We start from the raw sequence: 16,653 nt of genomic DNA on the forward strand, positions 1-16,653 counted from the left end.
GAGATCTCATCTTATTACCAGATACTAAACTGTAGTATATTAAATTTAGAACCAAAAAGAAAGCAAAAAAAATAGCACCTCACCTAGGATGAAGTACTATGTCCAATCTTATGCTTTTACGATCTCTCTGCTTTTGTAAGTTCCGCAAGACTTGCACACGTGATGTGCTAGCTTCAGTTCCGCACATTGTTCACATTTCACCATGCCTGGAACTTCCAATTTGAAGTGAGTACGGCGCTTGTCGCGACGAGTTTTGGACGTTCTTCTTTGAGGTACTGCCATATTCAAAACACCTCCTTATACGAATTTCGGCGTTGCCTTATTCTTTGTTAAAAAAGTCCGCGAGACCTGCAAGTCTAGGATCAATCTTATCCTGCTTACAGCCGCAATCACGTACATTGCGATTTTCTCCGCACACGGGACACAGACCTTTGCACGCTTCGTCACAAAGTGGTATGTACGGCAAACCCACCACTACATTCTCTACAACGTAAGGCTCCAAATCTACTTTATCCCCAACCACCAGATGAATATCCTCGTCAAGCTCAGGATCTTCTTCTTCCGGCTCCTGCATAAAAACTTCCTTGAATGGAAGCTTAATTGTTTGGTTCGTGTGCGTTAAGCATCGGGAACAGCTTAACTCCAAGTCTAGCGTTAACGTACCGTTAACTTTAACTACTCCTTCTTCATACTTTGCATGAAGATTTGCATGAACAGGTCCATGGTTTAGTATGTCTTGTCGACCCTCAAAAGGTTCTGTCAAATTCATAACTTCACTCATAGGTACCGATTGTCCTTGCAGAGATAGTTCTCTAAATCGAATTTGCATGATATCACCCCAAACAAACAAAGATTATTATATCCATTATGCATACCATTTGTCAATTGATATTCAATTACTTTTGCTAGATATGACTTATTTCGGAGGGAGTGCTGCTAGATATTTCAAAGCTTCTTCCATCGTTCCAATTTCTACGATTTTCATTTTTGTATTAATTTGCTTTGCTCTTTTGACCGCATCCGAATAGTTCTCGATCTTGGTTCCGTCTTTGTAAGTGATGTTTTTGGGAGCAAAGAAAATATCCGCTTTCTCTCGATCCGCAGCAATAATCTTGTGCTCAATTCCGCCAATTGGCCCTACGGTGCCGTCTGCTTCTATCGTTCCCGTGCCTGCGATACGGTAACCCTTCGTAATATCCTCGGGCACAAGTTGATTGAATATTTCCAATGAAAACATGAGACCAGCTGAAGGCCCGCCAATATCACCAGCCTTAATCGATACTTGTTGATCTTCCTGATCCGCTTTCACCGACTGCATGCCTGCTGGTACAACACCGATTCCTGCCCGCGCCACTGTCTCCCCCTCTTGAAGCGGCAGAGCTCCCAGCGTCAATGTCGTCTGCAATTCCGTTTTCTTTCTCTCATACGTAATAGTGATGCTGTCTCCAGCTTTTTTGCCTGCGAGAGAGTCTAGCAGATCCTGCGCGACCTTCACTTCTTTGTCCCCAGCTTTTAAAAGCACATCCCCTGGCTTAAGCACTTTCTCCCCTGACAACCCGGGGACGGTTTGTAGAACCATGACACCCTCATGATCAATGTGAAAAGGAACTTTAGCCTCGGTATACGCGGCTTGAATAGCACTGGCCTGCGAGGTTAACATGACATATTCCTGACGTTGTGAATACTCTTGTTCGGACTCTCCCTGTTTGAGCACAGCCTTCTTGGGCTGAATTTCTTCATAAGGATGAACGAGACCCACCAAATAATTCACCACATTCGCATCAGCCACGCGAACGGTCGTGAGCATAAGCGTCCCTTTTTCAGAGCCCGTGCTTTTGGCAATCGATACCATGGGTTTAATTTCTTCAGCGGTGCCCGGCATAAACACAAAAAACGGCAGCCGCACAAAAAATAGCAAATATACAATGATAATACCTACTAAGGCAGATATTAAGTAGCGTCTTGTCGCTGAGCTTCGCGGATATCGGTATGAATCATTCGACCATGTACGTATGCTCTCTTCTTCCCTATCCATACAGGTTCCCCTTTCCTGTTGCTTTCTCTTGATGTTTGACCGATCTCGTCACGTTTGAAAGCTTGGTCTAATCGCCTGTCTTCTTGCGTACAATGAAGCATGTTCGATGGACGAGGTGAGGCTATGCCGAATGCAAGATTTCATGCCAAAATCACAACACTAGTGCTGGGAGCTTTGGCCGGACTGGTCGTTATATCTGTTATTCTATTTCCTGACAAAGCTTTTCAGTCTTCTCTCGAAGGGCTGACCATTTGGTGGAAGCTTGTCTTTCCTGCATTAATGCCTTTCCTTATTATGACCGAGCTCTTAATCGGCTTTGGTATCATTCAAGGTACCGGCGTTCTTCTAGAACCGCTGATGCGTGTCATATTTCGCCTGCCCGGTGTTAGTGGTTGGGCACTGGCATCCGGCTTTGTTGTAGGATTTCCAGCAGGAGCTAGAATTACTGCATCGCTGCGCGAAAAAAACCTGTTAACCCGCACGGAGTCAGAGCGTTTAACGGCCCTCTCGCATTTGTGCAGTCCGTTATTCCTGATCATGGTTATCGGCATCGGGTTCCTTCATAACGCCAAACTAGGCATTCTACTTGCCATTGTTCACTACATTTCCGCGATCATAACGGGATTCTTAATGCGACATAGTAAACCAGCAAACGTTCCTGTTGAAGTGAGCGCGCTAGGACATAAACAGAAGAACAAAGGTTCTATTTGGAAATCAGCCCTATTGGCCATGCGGCAAGCCTATTGGGAAGATGGCCGTACTTTCGGTAAACTGCTCGGAGATGCAGTAACCTCCGCTGTTCATACACTGATGCTGATCGGCGGCTACATGATGATATTTTCGGTGCTTATTAACGTCATCTCTATCACGCATGTTGCCGATATGCTTCGTCCTGTCATTCAATTTCTGCTCAGTTTTATGGGTGTTTACACAGATATAACTCCACAATGGATTGATGGGTTGATGGAAATTCATCTTGGTTCTTATGCATTTAGCCAGGCAGGCAATCTCCCTCTTCTGCCGCAAATGGCGCTCCTTAGCGCATTCCTCGGTTGGGGAGGCTTATCCGCCCACGCACAGGTTGCTGGCTTTCATCAAAAAACCGATGCCCGCTATCTATTCTTTTTACAATCCCGCGCACTACATGCCGTACTTGCTTTATTCACAACGATTCTACTGTGGAAACCGTTGCAATTGCTTTTATTAGACACAGAACCGAGCTTTTTACGGTTAGACTTAGCAACTAATGTAGCTGCGCCACCCTTTCCGCTGAACGGCGAATCGGCATGGGGCCTATGGGGACCAATGCTAACGTTATTCCTTTTTATGTTCACCTGCATGCTGCTCATTTCATTTGGTCTACGCCTCTTTCAAAAGGAAAGCGGTGAATTAACCAAACTTTAACCCGAAATTCCTTTGGACCTCACTTTAGGTCTGAGGGAATTTTTTACGTAACTCCTCTTCCACTTCTGCTGGCACTAAATCTTCCACAGGTCCATGAAACTTAGCGATTTCCTTCACGATACTCGAACTCAAATAAGAAAACTGGGGCTTTGATGTCATAAAGAACGTCTCTACATCGGGATTCAGCTTATGATTGGTTGATGCCATTTGCAATTCATATTCAAAATCAGAAACAGCCCGAAGTCCGCGAACGATAAGCCTGACATTCCGAGCTTTCATATAATTCACCATTAAGTCCCGAAAACCGTCAATTTCCACATTAGGAAGATCTGCCGTTACTTTCCGCAACAATTCCATTCTCTCTTCCAAGGTGAATAATGCATTCTTGGACGTGTTGTTCAGCACCGCTACAATTAGTTTATCAAATACTTTCGCTGCTCTATGTATGATATCAAGATGTCCATAAGTAACCGGGTCAAAGCTTCCTGGATATACCGCAACTGTAATACCATGTTCTTGCCTCATCATGTTGTTCATCTCCTTCAATTGCTGACTAATTGCTGACTTCTATGGATGCTGCGTCGCGTTTAAATATAGTCACAGCCGTATCTCCATAGTCTGCTCTACGTAATTGCTTAAATCCGCCTATGGTTTCTTGTAGGATATCCTTGGCATCGTGCTCAACAACAATTGTAGCATCCGCCTCCACTATGGCCTGTTCTTCCATCGTTGTCATCAGCTCTGCGATCCCTTTCATCCGATAGGGAGGATCTAGAAATACAAGCTGGAACTGCTCGGCCCGCTTCGCAAGCACCTTCAGTGCTCTCGCCGCATCCGTACGGTAGATCTCCACTTGATCCTTCAATCTAGCTGCTTCCACATTGGATTGAATCGTGTCGATGCTCTTCTTCTCGATATCAATAAATACCGCCTTATCCATACCGCGGCTTAGCGCTTCAATCCCTAGCCCGCCTGTTCCGGCGAATAGATCAAGCACCTGCCCTCCGTCGAAATAAGGTCCGATCATACTGAAGATCGCTTCCTTCACTTTGTCTGTTGTTGGTCGTGTACTTGTACCGGGTACAGCCTTTAACGACCTGCCTTTGGCCGTGCCTGAAATCACTCTCATCTGTGCGTTTCCCTTCCATGCTGGTTCATTCTGTTGCTATCGTACCACAAGCACTAATCTGACACAAAAATTTTATCCCTACGATGTATAAATTTACCGTAAATCGGTCATGCTTGAACTATCGACATCAGAGAATGTCGTAGACAACCGCGGAGAAGGCTTACGTTTCCCCATAAGCTCTTCATCCGGTTTCTCCTCTCCCATGAGACGGCCTTGCAAAAGGCCGTCGTTATTATTTTATAGGACAGTTTCAGGCAGATATATATGTTGGAAAAGTAAATAAGTGAATAAGTGAATGAAAAAGGAGCTTAGCGGTTTGATACATTGTATCTGCTAAGTTCCTTTTAGTTGCACTCGTAACGTTATTTAAAGTAGTTACGTCATTGAAGGTCTTTTAGGACTGCCCTTGATATATTCGGTTAATAAACTGCACTAATAGATCTTGTAAACTATAGCTTCAAAAACAACAGAAATAGGACTCCTGACAGTTCAGGAATCCTATGAACTTTTGCTCATTTGCCTCGTCCACTTCTCATGAGTTTTATTAATCTCATCCGTTCCGATCGATCAATCTTAAGATCACGAATTGCCACCCTAAATCCATACTTATTAGCATATTCAACGAATATCTGATCTTCATTCAATACTTCGTATCCAATAATTCCAAATGGTTGATTTGTCAACGCTTCATGTAAGAGAATTTTATCCGCACTCATATCACCAATTAACCCCTTAACGTTAACCTAGATTCTTTCACTGCTTTTTAATTTTCATGTACTTTAAAATCAACATAGGGGTTTAAGAGCGACAAATAAATAAGAATGCATGCGAAAAGTAAACCTTTTTCTCTGATACCGACATTGTAGCATACTTAGATGAATATTTTAACTGTCCGTTTATCTTTACCCCCATAGTTGTTATGACTTGATTAAATACCAGAATGTCTACCGTCTTACCAGCCGAGGAAACCATTCCATTAACAAAAAAAGCCGACTGCATAGCAGTCAGCTCTCTTTTGCGGCTTGATGCCGTGCCCTCTATTTCCGTAATTCTTTTCTTTACATCTTAACCTCGGTTTTTGCGGAAGTTTTATCTGGCAAAATTTCATTCTTAAGCTGCAACTGATGAATAATTGCATTTGTGTTGTTCAAGTTTTTTTGTGCCATACGTGTAGCATTAAGCAGACTGATAGCAAATTGTTTCTCAAACTCAGGCATACTTATGCCAGTAAGTTTAAAAGAAAGCAGATTCTTAGTTTGTTGGACATTGCTAAATGCGGCACCCTCACTCTTAATAATAGATAGAAGATCTTCCGAGTTACTCACGGCTTGAGTAAGATTGTGTGCCATTTGGCTGGCCTCATTGTATTGTTTCGTTAAATCGTCAAAATCCACATTCAGTTGATTCGCAAACTCACTGCCATTCGTTAAATTAGCATAGAGCTGAATTTGTTGTGAGAAGGTTAGTATGGCCGTATCTGTATCCTTTAGCCATTGATAGGCATGCAGCAAGCGTTCATATTCTATTTTTGCAGGATCTACTTGCACTGTCGTTGCTGGAGATTGCGGCATTGTCACATTGACACTATATGTATTGGGATTCCAAGTTACGAGTGCCCCGAGTTGTCGCAACATAGCCAGGGGGACTACGGTGTGATCTTTATAAATCATGGCAGGTAGTTCATCAACTTTTAACACTTGTCCATTAGATGTTACTTGTACGATGGGGTTCCCTTCGAAATCTCCATTAACAGTGGCAGCGCCAGCAACTCCAAAAGGGATAGAGAGCATTAATAAAAATAGAATAAACTTTTTCATTGTTCACCTCGTTAGGAAATTGTACTCTTTAGGACTAGTTTGTCGAACCATCGTTGAATTTGGCTATATAGTTACATTCCACACTTAGAGCATACTCTCCTTCTGCTAGGCTTGATCCCCTCTTCCATTTTATGCTATAATCAAAATAAGAACATACATTCCCTATATTTGACAATCCTACAGCCAGAAAAGAAGGTCAGCCATGAAAGATCAACCTGTATTTGAGAATCTGCGTGACAAATATGCCGATGAAGACCGCGCTAAGCTTGTCATGCTACAGTTGCGAACATTGATGGGCCAGAAGCAGAAGAAGAAATGGTACCAGAAATGGAAAACTCCGACGAAAACAAAGCCGACGAGTTGGAATGATTAGAAGGTCCGTCTAGCTTATTTTGCCTTGAAAATAATATAGAGGCTCCCCTTCGTAGGTCATCTACGTGGAGAGCCTCTTCATTTTTAACGGTTTCTTTTGCGTGTATAATATAAAATGCCTAAGTAATGCGCCCCTGTAAATAAGGTTAGTATCCCAAAGAATATCAGGAATCCACCATTCCGGTCACGGAAAAACATTTGTACAACGAATAAGGCAAGGGAAATTTCGGTCCAAAGTAGCGTTCTTTTTTTGAGCTGTGTCAAATCCGCTGTCGATTTACTTATTTTGCGAAGATTCATGTAAGTCAGACCAGCAAGTACGATGATACCAACGACGATTACGAGAATATAGCTTACATTGTCCGACATATGGCTGTGACTCCCCCTAATTCTAGTAGATATTATATCTAAGATACATGGATTGGAATGGAATGTCTATTGAAATTGTCATATGCAAGCAGGTACCTCACTATGCTCGTGGAACATATCCTGACATTTGTCTTCTAATCTTAAGCGAGGTGCCCACATCATGTCTTCCCTACTATTTAAACCATTAGAAACATCCGATATTCCCTTTCTGATGGATATTTACAATCATTTCGTTCTTCACACAACTTACTCTTTCCACACGGAGCCTGTTGCTCTGCCCGAATTCACTGAAAGTGTCATCCACGCCAACCCGCGATATCAGACCTATGTCATTATGCAAAATGAGATGCCTCAAGGCTATGTGCAAATAATGCCACATAAGAAGAAACAAGCCTATGATACAACCGGTGAAGTGACGATTTATCTTCATCCTACTTATGTCGGTAAAGGCACAGGTTCTGCCTCTATTCAATATATCGAAACTTTCGCCAAAGAGCGCGGCTTTCATTCGTTAATAGCGACGGTTTGTGCGGATAATTCCGCTAGCATTCACATGTTCACACGTAATGGCTACCAGCAATGTGCGTACTATCGTGAGGTCGGTTTCAAATGGGGACAATTTCACGATATCGTTACATTTCAGAAAATCATCTCATAAATAATTTCACTTCGTTCAGCGCCCATCTTGACGAGAATATTTCTACTTTTACTATTTCCGTTATTTGCACGGGATAACATTGCTCTCCCTAACAAAACCTAGAGCATAGTCATAAAGCTCGGAGGGGATTGCCATGACCAAACGGCTTTGGTCCTTTAGCATCGTTTGCCTGCTTGTAACTAGCTGCGGTGCACCTTTTTCAAAGCCTTTTCCAGATCAGAGCTCGGCCCATCTCGCCTCTCCACATGTCACTCAGACATCCACTGAGGCTAACAGGGACTTCGAGGAGTCCCATTTCGTTACAGATTCAGATGCAAACACTGCAAATGCCAAGAAGCGAATTAATACGCTGCTACCCGTAAGCACGCCCTCCGCTTCTACGGTACCGTCCGCATCAGCGACGCCTTCACGAGCACCACGTTCCACGGTAACGCCGAGCTCGAAACCTAAGATCAGCTCGAGAAAGCCAGCAACACAAACCGAAGCGTCCAAAAGACCTTCCGTGCCTGTTCAGAAAAACCAAGGGCAAATCCGTATTGCTCAGAAAAAATTAACGCTCTCGCAGCTCGTTGTTAAATACCCAGAAACATTCAAGCTCCGCGGCTCAAGTCAAGAGAAGAAAATCGCTTTAACTTTTGACGATGGACCTGATACGCGTTTCACACCAAAAGTGCTAGATGCCTTGAAAGCGAATCAAGTGAAGGCAACTTTTTTTGTACTAGGTTCTATGGCTGCGATCCATCCCGATATCATTAAACGAATCGCAAATGAAGGCCATGTCATTGGCAATCATTCGTACAGTCATGAAAATCTACCTAAGCTCTCTGTGGATAAATTTCAAAATCAGATTGAGCGCACCGAACATGTGTTGCAGGGCCTCATTGGTTACTCGCCTCGATTAATCCGTCCTCCTTACGGGGCAATCAATGAGGAACAAGTGAAATGGATGGCTGATCATCACTATTTAATTGTGAACTGGAATGTCGACTCTCTCGATTGGAAATCCTTGAGTTCCGATCAAGTCCTTCACAATATCATGCAGCAGACCAAGCCTGGCTCCATTATTCTTCAGCATTCTGGAGGGGCTGACAGTCAGGATTTATCAGGGACGGTACAAGCTATTGGACCGCTAATCAGCAAACTGAAAGCCTCGGGCTACACGTTCGTCACAGTCCCTGAACTGCTCCACGTTACCAAAAGCAGATAGCCTCTAAACCAAAAAAAAGCAGCCTCGCTAGGTAGTACTCCCGCGGACTGCTTTTTCTCCGATGCGCATGTAACGCCAACCTACTCGCTCACCTGAGCGGTAGGCATGGCTGATTTACAATCCGCACAATAGCCAAATATTTCAAACCGATGGCTTTGAATCTCAAAGCTTTCCGGCAAATCCTGCACAAGCTTCATTGGACAGAACTCAAAGGTCACAGTCTTCTCACAGCTGACGCAAATCATGTGATGATGATGGTGTGACAAACAGCTCGCTTTGAACTTCAAGCCATCCGCCAAATGAAATTGCTCCAGAACACCCATCTCGCTCAACAAGCGGAGATTACGATACACGGTATCGAAGCTTATGCCTGGATATTTCATTTTCATATGTTCATAAACATCCTTCGGCGATAAATAACTACCCGATTCTGCAAATAGGGTCGCTAAGCTTCTGCGCTGCTCTGTAATTCGCCAGCCCTTCTGCGACATCGCTCTTAGCATCTCATCGATCGTATCCGTATGCTTACTCACGTGCATTACCCCTCTGTGTTGAAATGTTCTTCTATTATAGTGCAGCAAATAGACCACTTGCGTCAAGTGTAGAACGATGGCGAAATCTGTCCCACGAAAAAATCCTCAACCTATTGTTGAGGATTTACTTGCTCCTGCTCGTTATTTTGCCCTGAAGCAGGCATAGCTTCTAATCTCAGCAATTCCGCCCGAATCGCATCCTTGGCGAAGTTTTCACCAATGAAGACAGCCACGTCTGGCACGTCGCCTTTCGGCGTTATTTTTACAAAATCCATTTCTCTGTACGCATATTGGAATAAGAATCGGCTAGATGTATCCGAGAAGCTTAGAATCCCTTTGGCACGATACACTTCTCGTGGAAGTTTACTGACGAATTCTTCAAATGCGTTGCTATCTACGGCCCGTTCAAAAAAGTGTGTATACGCCATCACATGGTTATGGGAATGGTGATGCTCGTGGCTGTGCGGCTGCGCCTCGTCATTCGTATCAACTTGCTCTACTGCCCTGCCAGACTCCCCCGTGTGCATATCTTCAATCAGCTTGATATCGATCTGACTAAATACGGTATAGTGCATTTCCGCATACGGATTCCATTCCCGTACAAGTTCATGGACTTCTTGAAGCGTCGATTCTTGCAGCAGGTCCGTCTTGTTGAGCAAGAGCAAGTTCGCACAACGAATTTGATCCCGCATAAGCCGGAAGGTTTTGCCGCGACTCGTACGGTTTAACTCGAGCAGCTGCGGTGCATCCACAACTGTAATAATAGCTGAAAGCTCTATCGGAAGTAGAAGTGAAGCATCCGTTATCTCATCAATGACCTCCATGGGATTCGCTATCCCCGTCGATTCGACAAAAATCAAATCTGGCTGCTCCCCCGTCACTAATTCATTCAATGCGGTGCCAAGATCGCCGCGACTCGAACAGCATATGCATCCGCCGAGCAGCTCAGACATAGGTACCTCATTGGCTATTAACTGTCCGTCCAAGTTTACTTCGCCAATTTCATTCATAATCACAGCAGGCTTGCGTCCCGCTTCGGTGAAATAATCGATGGCCTTGGTGAGTAAGGTCGTTTTACCACTCCCCAGAAATCCAGATAAGACATATACGTGAACTCGGTTGTTCGACATTCGTGCTGTTCTCCTCCACTCTTTTGGGCTAATTACGCTCCCTACTGCTCTGTCTGCACTTCAAATTTCGTGGCTAAAATCGGCCATTTCCCAACAATGCCAGCTAAAAAGGGAAAAAGTCTCGCCCATAACAAACTAGTATCTGGATCCGCAGGCTTCAATGGAAGCTCGATGCGCTCGTAGAGGATTCTTGCTCCCTCTCGGACAAGCTCAAGCGCCAAATCTTCAGGCTCATCTTCAGCTATAGCAGCCAATCGCGGCAGGTAGTACTGTGTAATCGATTCTGATAAACGATGCTCCGCTAAATTGTCAGAAGCCATCACTTGGCCCATGCCTATACTCACTAGACGTGCCGTTTCCTCTTCAAAAGCGTGAGGAATGCAGTAGATTTCCAGCGCCAATGCAGCTAGATAGGCTTCTCTAACCAATTCATCTTCCTTCGCCATCGTTAACACGGGAGGAGACAAGTAAGCTAGTATTGCCGGCTGTAGGGTATCCCAGCTATTTTCTATACTTTTCATGGTAAGCTGCATCATCGCTGCCGCCAGCTCCACAGGGGTAATTTGTTTCTTCTCTAACTCTTGCATTCGTGTTAATCCTCTTCTCTATCGTTACTTGTAAAATGAATAATCAGTTCAATAATTTCAGATTGACTGCCTAATCGTATTGGCGGCCCCCAAGTGCCGAAGCCCGAAGACACAATGGCATGGAGATTTCCTTTACGTAGATAGCCCCAATCTAGTTCAAAAATCCGCCTAGTGAATAGATGATTCGGCGTTATTTGACCACGATGCGTATGTCCTGACAGATTCACATCGACACCTGCTGCCGCTGCTACATCTAACTGGTATGGTTGATGATCCATGGCAATAATTGGCTGCGCAAGATCGATCCCCTCAATCAAGGAGACTAAAGGCTTACGTCCTCCAGCCGCATGTTCCGCTGCTTTATCTTTACGCCCCACGAGATATAAGCGTTCTTCGACATGAACAACTTCATCCATCAGCACGCGAATGCCGATTTGTTCCATTTGTTCCACAAAAGCTGGAATATGCCCGCCATGGTATTCATGGTTGCCAAGCACAGCATACACGCCTAACGGCGCCTGCAGCTCTTGCATGGTTTGTCCCATTTGATACCGAATAAAAGGTTTAATATCATCATCTATGACGTCACCAGGCAGCAAAATTAAATCAGGCTTCATCGCTTTCACCTGCTTAACCAGCTTGCGTAAATGACGATTGCCGACGATTACGCCCAAATGAATGTCCGAGGCCACTGCAACCCGAAGTTGTTTCCACTCTCCCGCTTGCTTCGAAATCGTAATCTCATGCTTGCGTACAACCGGCGTGCGTGCATTATAAGAGCCCCACAGCAGAAGTGCCAGCACAACAACAACGTCAATCCATCCCAAAATCGGCACATAGGTCATTGGTGAAACAGATGCGAAATGCAGCACAGCAATCACCAAGTCAGTCAACGGCAAAAGGAGCACGCCGAATTGGATGAGAGCAAACCAGTAGGAACCGATGATTTTAAATAGCCTAGATACACTTGAAGGCAGTACTCGCGATCCAAACCACGCTATTAAATAAGATAAAGCGACTAGCCAAAACACAATCCAATACAACCCAGGGTGAAACGAAGTACCCCCTACATGCGATAGAAAAACCTTCAGGTGCCAGCCAATATAGCCGTTAATCCCCACTACAATCGCGAGTATAAGTATAACTCTTAGTACCATACCATTTCTCATGTTTCTTGACGCTCCTCTTTTCTACTACCCCTACCTTTTAAATCAAAAGACTTATCGGCTCTATGCATAGCTCGTCATCATTGCGCACATTCCCCACGCGATTAGATACCGGATACGCCATCATTAGCTCTGAAGGATAGGGTTGCAACAAGGGACGCAGCTGCTCCACATTCTTCACACCCCGATCTAACCACACAGCTTCCTTCTCCCGTGGCAAAATGACCGGCATCCGGTCATGAATATCCTTCATCATCTCGTTGGACTCAGTCGTGATGACCGTACACGTCGAGATGCGGTTGCCGTCCGGCGACGTCCATGTGTCGTACAGCCCCGCCATGCTGAAAAGTTCTCTGCTGCGCAGCATAATACGCATCGGCTGCTTATGCTTGCCAGTTCCTTTCCAGTCATAGAAAGAATCTGCTGGAATGAGACAGCGTTTACGCTCAAATGGCTTGCGGAAGGCAGGCTTGTCCGCCAAGGTTTCTGAGCGCGCATTGAGCATTTGATAGCCGATCTTCTCTTCTTTAGCCCATTCAGGAATGAGTCCCCAGCGCAGCTCACCTAACTTATTTCGCTGCCCATCATGGATAATAGCCATGATGGGTTGTCCGGGCGCAACATTATACTTGGGGCTATATCTTGGCATAAAAGTATCGTACATATCGTAACGCAGCATCAATTCCTCCAACGTTACAGTAATCGTGTAGCGTCCGCACATAGGTGTACATCCTTCTCCTTCACACGGTTATCCAATTCTCCTCTCTCCATTATGGAAAAAAGATAGGCTTACGTCAATTCGTACAGCCCGAAGAACCATTCTTCTTCAGGCTGTACCGCATGAGGCTTAGCGATAGCTAGGCAGCTTCATGATTTTTTGTTCTTTTCGATCTCCAACACACTCACACGCGGATCCGTGCCATAAATCGTTGTAACTAAACTGTCGGCATATCGGCCGATTCTCGCACCAATTTCAGCACGCATGTAGTCTCTCGTCATCGTAAATCGATCCTCATGCTCACGGCACCGATACCGGTAACGGATCATCTGATCGTCTTTCTCCTCTTCAGCAACGTGCATGTCATTCTCCAGCATATGGCGCTTTACTTTGGCTAAGTCGGCGTGCATGTTTTTGGCCAACACCTGAGCTACCTTCGAATAGAGTGCTCTTAGCATCTCCGAGGAACGCTCTACTTCGCGCGCCCTTCGCAAAACAATCGTATGCATATGCGGCAGCAGAACCGATTCTTTGATAATCCCAATGTCATCTGCTGTCGGGCGTTTTGTGGGTAGCGGTTTGTCATGACGTTGGTTTTGAAAAGCTTCTCGATGCTGGGGAAGCATCATGCGACTGGATTCCCACAACCCGTTATTCTGCAGTTTTTTGCTCATTTATAGTGGCCTCCAATTTTGAGCGAACGCGTCTTTGCTTGACCCGCTGCCGTCAGAGAAGACGCACGAACAATCGCCGCATTACCGAACCGATCCTTAATACTATCCGTCACTTTCTCCAGTTCACGCGCCTTGACTTGATCTTCAAAAAGAGTGAGCTGATACGTCTCATCATCCACAAACTGGCTCAGCATCACACCAGCACGGCGAACAGGCATCGTATCCCAAAATTTATAAAAAAGCTGCTTCACAGCTTGAAAAACGGTACCAGTATGATTCGTTGGGTCCGGCATCTTCATCTGGCGTGAGAAGCCTGTCGGCGCATCAAAGGGACTACACATACAGCTGACAGTCACAATAGAGGCCATATACCCTTTGCGTCGACAGTCACGGCAGACCTCCTCCGTCAATTCCATCAGTATCGTATTCACCTCTGACGATTCCGCATAGTCCCTCGGCAACGTCATCATATGGCCGATCGACTTGGGAGGCGTATCAAACGTCCCTGGCGTAACCGGGCTGTCATCCAAACCATTTGCCGTCCGCCACATGACCTCCGCATGAATATCCGACTGCTTGCCGAAGCGCGCGCGAAATTTCTGCTTCAGCTGCGGCAGCGGTGTTCGTGCCACATCGCCGATGCTATACATACCCAGCTTGGCGAAATGCGCCGTCATCCGCGAGCCAACACCGAACATTTTGCTGACAGGTTGCTCCCACAGTTCCGCCAGATCGGAAGGCAGTAGCGTGAAAATGCCGGTTGCATTCTTTTTGGCCCAAATATCTGTTGCTATTTTCGCTAAGATTTTATTTGTGCTGATGCCGATGCGAATTCTAACACGCGTTTGTTGGAGTACCTTGTGCTGCAAGGTCTCGGCAATGGTCATCGCATCTCCATAATGCGAAATACTTCCAGTTACATCCAGAAATTGTTCATCAATACTAAAAACTTCAACGAGATCCGTAACTTCCTCGTAAATTTGGGTTATTTGTAACGAAACATTAATATAATGCTGCATTCGTGGACGCATAACAATCAGCTCAGGGCACTTCTTTAGCGCTTCGCCCAACCGTTCGGCTGTCGTCACACCATATTCTTTGGCAACAGGGCAGGCGGCTAATATAATACCTGATCTTAACGCAGGGTCTCCTGCAACGGCAACCGGTTTATTCTCTAGACCTGGATGATCAGCCTTCTCTACACTTGCGTAGAAGCTCTGACAATCTGCCAGGAAGATCGTTCGTTCCCCACCCTTGTTCCCCTTGCTCATCGCAATTCCCCCCGCATATTCATCAGCATAGTCATAAGCTCAGCCTTGACCAAACTACGAAGCATCGTGAAATGATGAATGTAACCTCGAACTTTGTATTCAACTTGGATCCCTAAAGCATTCATTTCCGTGTGGATTACCTTGATCTCACGCTGCTTCATCTTGCTTTTCAACTGTTGTAATTCTGGATAAATCCCCATCTCAACCTCTCTGAGATAGAAAAGAATGTGATTATAAACGATTTTATCTTTATAAACCTTAAGCTCCTCCATATCTCTTGCGAGCATATCAAGCAAAATCGGCAACAGTGTGTATTCCTTAATCATTTGAACATCCTCTTCTGTCTCTACTCTTGATGTACTACTCATGTCCTCACCACCATATGCGAACATATATTCGTTTTCCATATTATATACCGAACACGTATTCGTTATGCAAGTGGTTTTTTAGAGATTTTTATACTAATAAAAGGATGAAATACAGTTATTTTCAATTATTTTATCTCTTTTTACCTATTAATTAGAAAATACAGGAAATACTATACGAACACATGCACCCATCTCCTTGAAGTTGCACCCAGACATGTCATATTAAATATTCATTAGTCAGGCGGATGTCCAAGCGTCAGGGTAATTGCCTGCATTAAATAGTTTAGAAACAAAGAAACGGAGGAGGTTTTCTTAACTATGGCATGTGATAATTCCGCAGCTGCGCTAACTTGCTGTTCAGAGAAAAATTTCGTTCAGGATAAAGTATGTGCACCATGGACTGGCACAGTAGTTGCCACGGATGTAGACATTGTCGTTTACACGAATAATATTAATCCCAACCTCATTGGCACAGGATATGTGAAATTTGACACCGGACCTGCCGCTATAACCTTAGATGTATTAAACAGCGCTGGAGCTTCCATCTTAACGGCTCCCGTTTCCATTGCACCTGGAACAAGTCTGGCTTTTACTTACCAACGCTTCGCCACTATACAGATAACACTGGATGGCACAGACGCAGGTTTATATCAGGGCGAATTTTGTATCACAACTCGTTATTCAATTCAATAATGCCATTTGACACCTAAAGGAGGTACTCATTATGTGCTCTTGTAGTAACACAGCTCTTAGTTGTTGTTCAGACAAAACCTATGTGCAGGATAAAGTATGTACGAATTGGTTGATGACCGCAGCAGGTACAACCATTGTTTATACGGATAATATGGCAACTCTGATTAGCGGTACTGGATATATCAAAAATGAAACGGGGACCGCTGCCATTACAGTTGCCTTTCTCCGTTCAGCTGCTCCCGTCATGACCGCTATCACGGTACCAGCAGGAGGCAGCTCCTCATTTACAGTTGGGCGGTTCGATACGATTACGATTACAACGACAGCAGCGGCAACCGGGGAGTTTTGCATAACTGTGCGATACAGCATGTAAAATATACCGCAACATGTAAGGTGGTTTTTCACTTAACCGTGAGAAACCACCTTATTCAGTGCGCCCAGCATGGGCGCTATCTCTAGGGTTCAAGTCCCGAATGGTGAAGGCAGTAGTAACCATAGCTTAAGGCAAGGGTGTCCATCGTG

General features: G+C 44.9%; 21 protein-coding genes and 1 pseudogene. 6 read left to right on the forward strand and 16 right to left on the reverse strand.

What is annotated here, in order from left to right:
- Positions 1-108 precede the first annotated feature (108 nt).
- From rpmF to J2736_RS20030, 3 genes are all read right to left on the reverse strand, one after another.
- Positions 109-282 carry a 50S ribosomal protein L32 gene (gene rpmF / locus J2736_RS20020; RefSeq protein ID WP_056624823.1) on the reverse strand — a complete coding sequence of 58 codons (174 nt, stop codon included), beginning with the start codon at positions 280-282 and terminating at the stop codon, positions 109-111.
- Positions 283-319: 37 nt separating this feature from the next.
- A complete protein-coding gene (locus tag J2736_RS20025) occupies positions 320-829 on the reverse strand; it encodes a YceD family protein (protein ID WP_310500349.1) in 510 nt (169 codons plus the stop codon).
- Positions 830-916: 87 nt separating this feature from the next.
- Positions 917-2,035 carry a SepM family pheromone-processing serine protease gene (locus J2736_RS20030; RefSeq protein WP_310500350.1) on the reverse strand — a complete coding sequence of 373 codons (1,119 nt, stop codon included), beginning with the start codon at positions 2,033-2,035 and terminating at the stop codon, positions 917-919.
- Positions 2,036-2,158: 123 nt separating this feature from the next.
- Here J2736_RS20030 and J2736_RS20035 point away from each other — a divergent pair, with 123 nt between their 5' ends.
- Positions 2,159-3,439: a nucleoside recognition domain-containing protein gene (locus tag J2736_RS20035; RefSeq protein ID WP_310500351.1), complete on the forward strand. Its 1,281-nt coding sequence runs from the start codon at positions 2,159-2,161 to the stop codon at positions 3,437-3,439.
- 24 nt (positions 3,440-3,463) lie between these two features.
- On the opposite strand, the gene coaD is transcribed toward J2736_RS20035, so the two are convergent.
- From coaD to J2736_RS20055, 4 genes and pseudogenes are all read right to left on the reverse strand, one after another.
- Complete coding sequence (gene coaD, locus J2736_RS20040) at positions 3,464-3,976, reverse strand: pantetheine-phosphate adenylyltransferase (protein WP_397341154.1); 513 nt, start codon at positions 3,974-3,976, stop codon at positions 3,464-3,466.
- 16 nt (positions 3,977-3,992) lie between these two features.
- Positions 3,993-4,577 (reverse strand): annotated as a pseudogene (gene rsmD, locus J2736_RS20045) (16S rRNA (guanine(966)-N(2))-methyltransferase RsmD); the annotation flags it as partial.
- 503 nt (positions 4,578-5,080) lie between these two features.
- Complete coding sequence (locus J2736_RS20050) at positions 5,081-5,284, reverse strand: hypothetical protein (RefSeq protein ID WP_310500353.1); 204 nt, start codon at positions 5,282-5,284, stop codon at positions 5,081-5,083.
- 342 nt (positions 5,285-5,626) lie between these two features.
- Positions 5,627-6,385, reverse strand: coding sequence for a hypothetical protein (locus tag J2736_RS20055; protein WP_310500354.1), 759 nt, complete (start codon positions 6,383-6,385; stop codon positions 5,627-5,629).
- A 202-nt stretch (positions 6,386-6,587) separates the two neighbouring features.
- On the opposite strand from J2736_RS20055, the gene J2736_RS20060 reads away from it, so the two are divergent.
- Complete coding sequence (locus J2736_RS20060; RefSeq protein ID WP_310500355.1) at positions 6,588-6,758, forward strand: hypothetical protein; 171 nt, start codon at positions 6,588-6,590, stop codon at positions 6,756-6,758.
- An 83-nt stretch (positions 6,759-6,841) separates the two neighbouring features.
- On the opposite strand, the gene J2736_RS20065 is transcribed toward J2736_RS20060, so the two are convergent.
- The gene (locus J2736_RS20065; protein ID WP_310500356.1) at positions 6,842-7,126 is read right to left on the reverse strand and encodes a hypothetical protein; all 285 of its coding nucleotides are present in this window, start codon (positions 7,124-7,126) and stop codon (positions 6,842-6,844) included.
- Positions 7,127-7,286: 160 nt separating this feature from the next.
- On the opposite strand from J2736_RS20065, the gene J2736_RS20070 reads away from it, so the two are divergent.
- Together J2736_RS20070 and J2736_RS20075 are read left to right on the forward strand one after the other, a co-directional pair.
- On the forward strand, positions 7,287-7,784 hold the full coding sequence (locus J2736_RS20070; RefSeq protein WP_310500357.1) for a GNAT family N-acetyltransferase: 498 nt from the start codon (positions 7,287-7,289) through the stop codon (positions 7,782-7,784).
- A gap of 133 nt (positions 7,785-7,917) precedes the next feature.
- Positions 7,918-8,991 carry a polysaccharide deacetylase family protein gene (locus J2736_RS20075; protein ID WP_310500358.1) on the forward strand — a complete coding sequence of 358 codons (1,074 nt, stop codon included), beginning with the start codon at positions 7,918-7,920 and terminating at the stop codon, positions 8,989-8,991.
- Between the two features lie 80 nt (positions 8,992-9,071).
- Here J2736_RS20075 and J2736_RS20080 read toward each other — a convergent pair whose 3' ends face one another.
- The 8 genes from J2736_RS20080 to J2736_RS20115 all read right to left on the reverse strand — a co-directional run bounded on the left by J2736_RS20080 (position 9,072) and on the right by J2736_RS20115 (position 15,438).
- Positions 9,072-9,494, reverse strand: coding sequence for a Fur family transcriptional regulator (locus J2736_RS20080; RefSeq protein WP_310500377.1), 423 nt, complete (start codon positions 9,492-9,494; stop codon positions 9,072-9,074).
- A 140-nt stretch (positions 9,495-9,634) separates the two neighbouring features.
- Positions 9,635-10,654, reverse strand: a complete 1,020-nt coding sequence (locus J2736_RS20085; RefSeq protein ID WP_310500359.1) for a CobW family GTP-binding protein — start codon at positions 10,652-10,654, stop codon at positions 9,635-9,637.
- A gap of 41 nt (positions 10,655-10,695) precedes the next feature.
- Complete coding sequence (locus J2736_RS20090) at positions 10,696-11,241, reverse strand: hypothetical protein (protein WP_310500360.1); 546 nt, start codon at positions 11,239-11,241, stop codon at positions 10,696-10,698.
- A 5-nt stretch (positions 11,242-11,246) separates the two neighbouring features.
- A complete protein-coding gene (locus J2736_RS20095; protein WP_310500361.1) occupies positions 11,247-12,410 on the reverse strand; it encodes a metallophosphoesterase in 1,164 nt (387 codons plus the stop codon).
- A 37-nt stretch (positions 12,411-12,447) separates the two neighbouring features.
- Positions 12,448-13,128 (reverse strand): SOS response-associated peptidase, encoded by a 681-nt coding sequence (locus tag J2736_RS20100; protein WP_310500362.1) that lies wholly within the window; start codon positions 13,126-13,128, stop codon positions 12,448-12,450.
- A 146-nt stretch (positions 13,129-13,274) separates the two neighbouring features.
- Positions 13,275-13,799, reverse strand: coding sequence for a hypothetical protein (locus J2736_RS20105; protein ID WP_310500363.1), 525 nt, complete (start codon positions 13,797-13,799; stop codon positions 13,275-13,277).
- Positions 13,796-15,070 (reverse strand): DNA polymerase IV, encoded by a 1,275-nt coding sequence (locus J2736_RS20110; protein WP_310500364.1) that lies wholly within the window; start codon positions 15,068-15,070, stop codon positions 13,796-13,798. The genes J2736_RS20105 and J2736_RS20110 overlap by 4 nt, the downstream gene beginning before the upstream one ends.
- Positions 15,067-15,438, reverse strand: a complete 372-nt coding sequence (locus J2736_RS20115) for a hypothetical protein (RefSeq protein WP_310500365.1) — start codon at positions 15,436-15,438, stop codon at positions 15,067-15,069. The genes J2736_RS20110 and J2736_RS20115 overlap by 4 nt, the downstream gene beginning before the upstream one ends.
- Before the next feature lie 318 nt (positions 15,439-15,756).
- Between J2736_RS20115 and J2736_RS20120 the strand changes: the two genes are divergently transcribed.
- Positions 15,757-16,131: a DUF3992 domain-containing protein gene (locus J2736_RS20120; RefSeq protein WP_310500366.1), complete on the forward strand. Its 375-nt coding sequence runs from the start codon at positions 15,757-15,759 to the stop codon at positions 16,129-16,131.
- Positions 16,132-16,162: 31 nt separating this feature from the next.
- The gene (locus J2736_RS20125; RefSeq protein WP_310500367.1) at positions 16,163-16,504 is read left to right on the forward strand and encodes a DUF3992 domain-containing protein; all 342 of its coding nucleotides are present in this window, start codon (positions 16,163-16,165) and stop codon (positions 16,502-16,504) included.
- Positions 16,505-16,653 lie beyond the last annotated feature (149 nt).

The organism is Paenibacillus qinlingensis, from assembly GCF_031455095.1.
GTDB lineage: Bacteria > Bacillota > Bacilli > Paenibacillales > NBRC-103111 > Paenibacillus_E > Paenibacillus_E qinlingensis_A.

Coding starts and splice junctions, on each gene's coding strand:
- J2736_RS20110 (WP_310500364.1), bottom strand. CDS start 15,070: ATGAGCAAGGGGAACAAGGGTGGGGAACGAACGATCTTCCTGGCAGAT.
- J2736_RS20050 (WP_310500353.1), bottom strand. CDS start 5,284: ATGAGTGCGGATAAAATTCTCTTACATGAAGCGTTGACAAATCAACCA.
- J2736_RS20035 (WP_310500351.1), top strand. CDS start 2,159: ATGCCGAATGCAAGATTTCATGCCAAAATCACAACACTAGTGCTGGGA.
- J2736_RS20075 (WP_310500358.1), top strand. CDS start 7,918: ATGACCAAACGGCTTTGGTCCTTTAGCATCGTTTGCCTGCTTGTAACT.
- J2736_RS20080 (WP_310500377.1), bottom strand. CDS start 9,494: ATGCTAAGAGCGATGTCGCAGAAGGGCTGGCGAATTACAGAGCAGCGC.
- coaD (WP_397341154.1), bottom strand. CDS start 3,976: ATGAACAACATGATGAGGCAAGAACATGGTATTACAGTTGCGGTATAT.
- J2736_RS20025 (WP_310500349.1), bottom strand. CDS start 829: ATGCAAATTCGATTTAGAGAACTATCTCTGCAAGGACAATCGGTACCT.
- J2736_RS20120 (WP_310500366.1), top strand. CDS start 15,757: ATGGCATGTGATAATTCCGCAGCTGCGCTAACTTGCTGTTCAGAGAAA.
- J2736_RS20065 (WP_310500356.1), bottom strand. CDS start 7,126: ATGTCGGACAATGTAAGCTATATTCTCGTAATCGTCGTTGGTATCATC.
- J2736_RS20085 (WP_310500359.1), bottom strand. CDS start 10,654: ATGTCGAACAACCGAGTTCACGTATATGTCTTATCTGGATTTCTGGGG.
- J2736_RS20115 (WP_310500365.1), bottom strand. CDS start 15,438: ATGAGTAGTACATCAAGAGTAGAGACAGAAGAGGATGTTCAAATGATT.
- J2736_RS20095 (WP_310500361.1), bottom strand. CDS start 12,410: ATGAGAAATGGTATGGTACTAAGAGTTATACTTATACTCGCGATTGTA.
- J2736_RS20100 (WP_310500362.1), bottom strand. CDS start 13,128: ATGTGCGGACGCTACACGATTACTGTAACGTTGGAGGAATTGATGCTG.
- J2736_RS20105 (WP_310500363.1), bottom strand. CDS start 13,799: ATGAGCAAAAAACTGCAGAATAACGGGTTGTGGGAATCCAGTCGCATG.
- J2736_RS20055 (WP_310500354.1), bottom strand. CDS start 6,385: ATGAAAAAGTTTATTCTATTTTTATTAATGCTCTCTATCCCTTTTGGA.
- J2736_RS20030 (WP_310500350.1), bottom strand. CDS start 2,035: ATGGATAGGGAAGAAGAGAGCATACGTACATGGTCGAATGATTCATAC.
- J2736_RS20090 (WP_310500360.1), bottom strand. CDS start 11,241: ATGCAAGAGTTAGAGAAGAAACAAATTACCCCTGTGGAGCTGGCGGCA.
- J2736_RS20125 (WP_310500367.1), top strand. CDS start 16,163: ATGTGCTCTTGTAGTAACACAGCTCTTAGTTGTTGTTCAGACAAAACC.
- J2736_RS20060 (WP_310500355.1), top strand. CDS start 6,588: ATGAAAGATCAACCTGTATTTGAGAATCTGCGTGACAAATATGCCGAT.
- rpmF (WP_056624823.1), bottom strand. CDS start 282: ATGGCAGTACCTCAAAGAAGAACGTCCAAAACTCGTCGCGACAAGCGC.
- J2736_RS20070 (WP_310500357.1), top strand. CDS start 7,287: ATGTCTTCCCTACTATTTAAACCATTAGAAACATCCGATATTCCCTTT.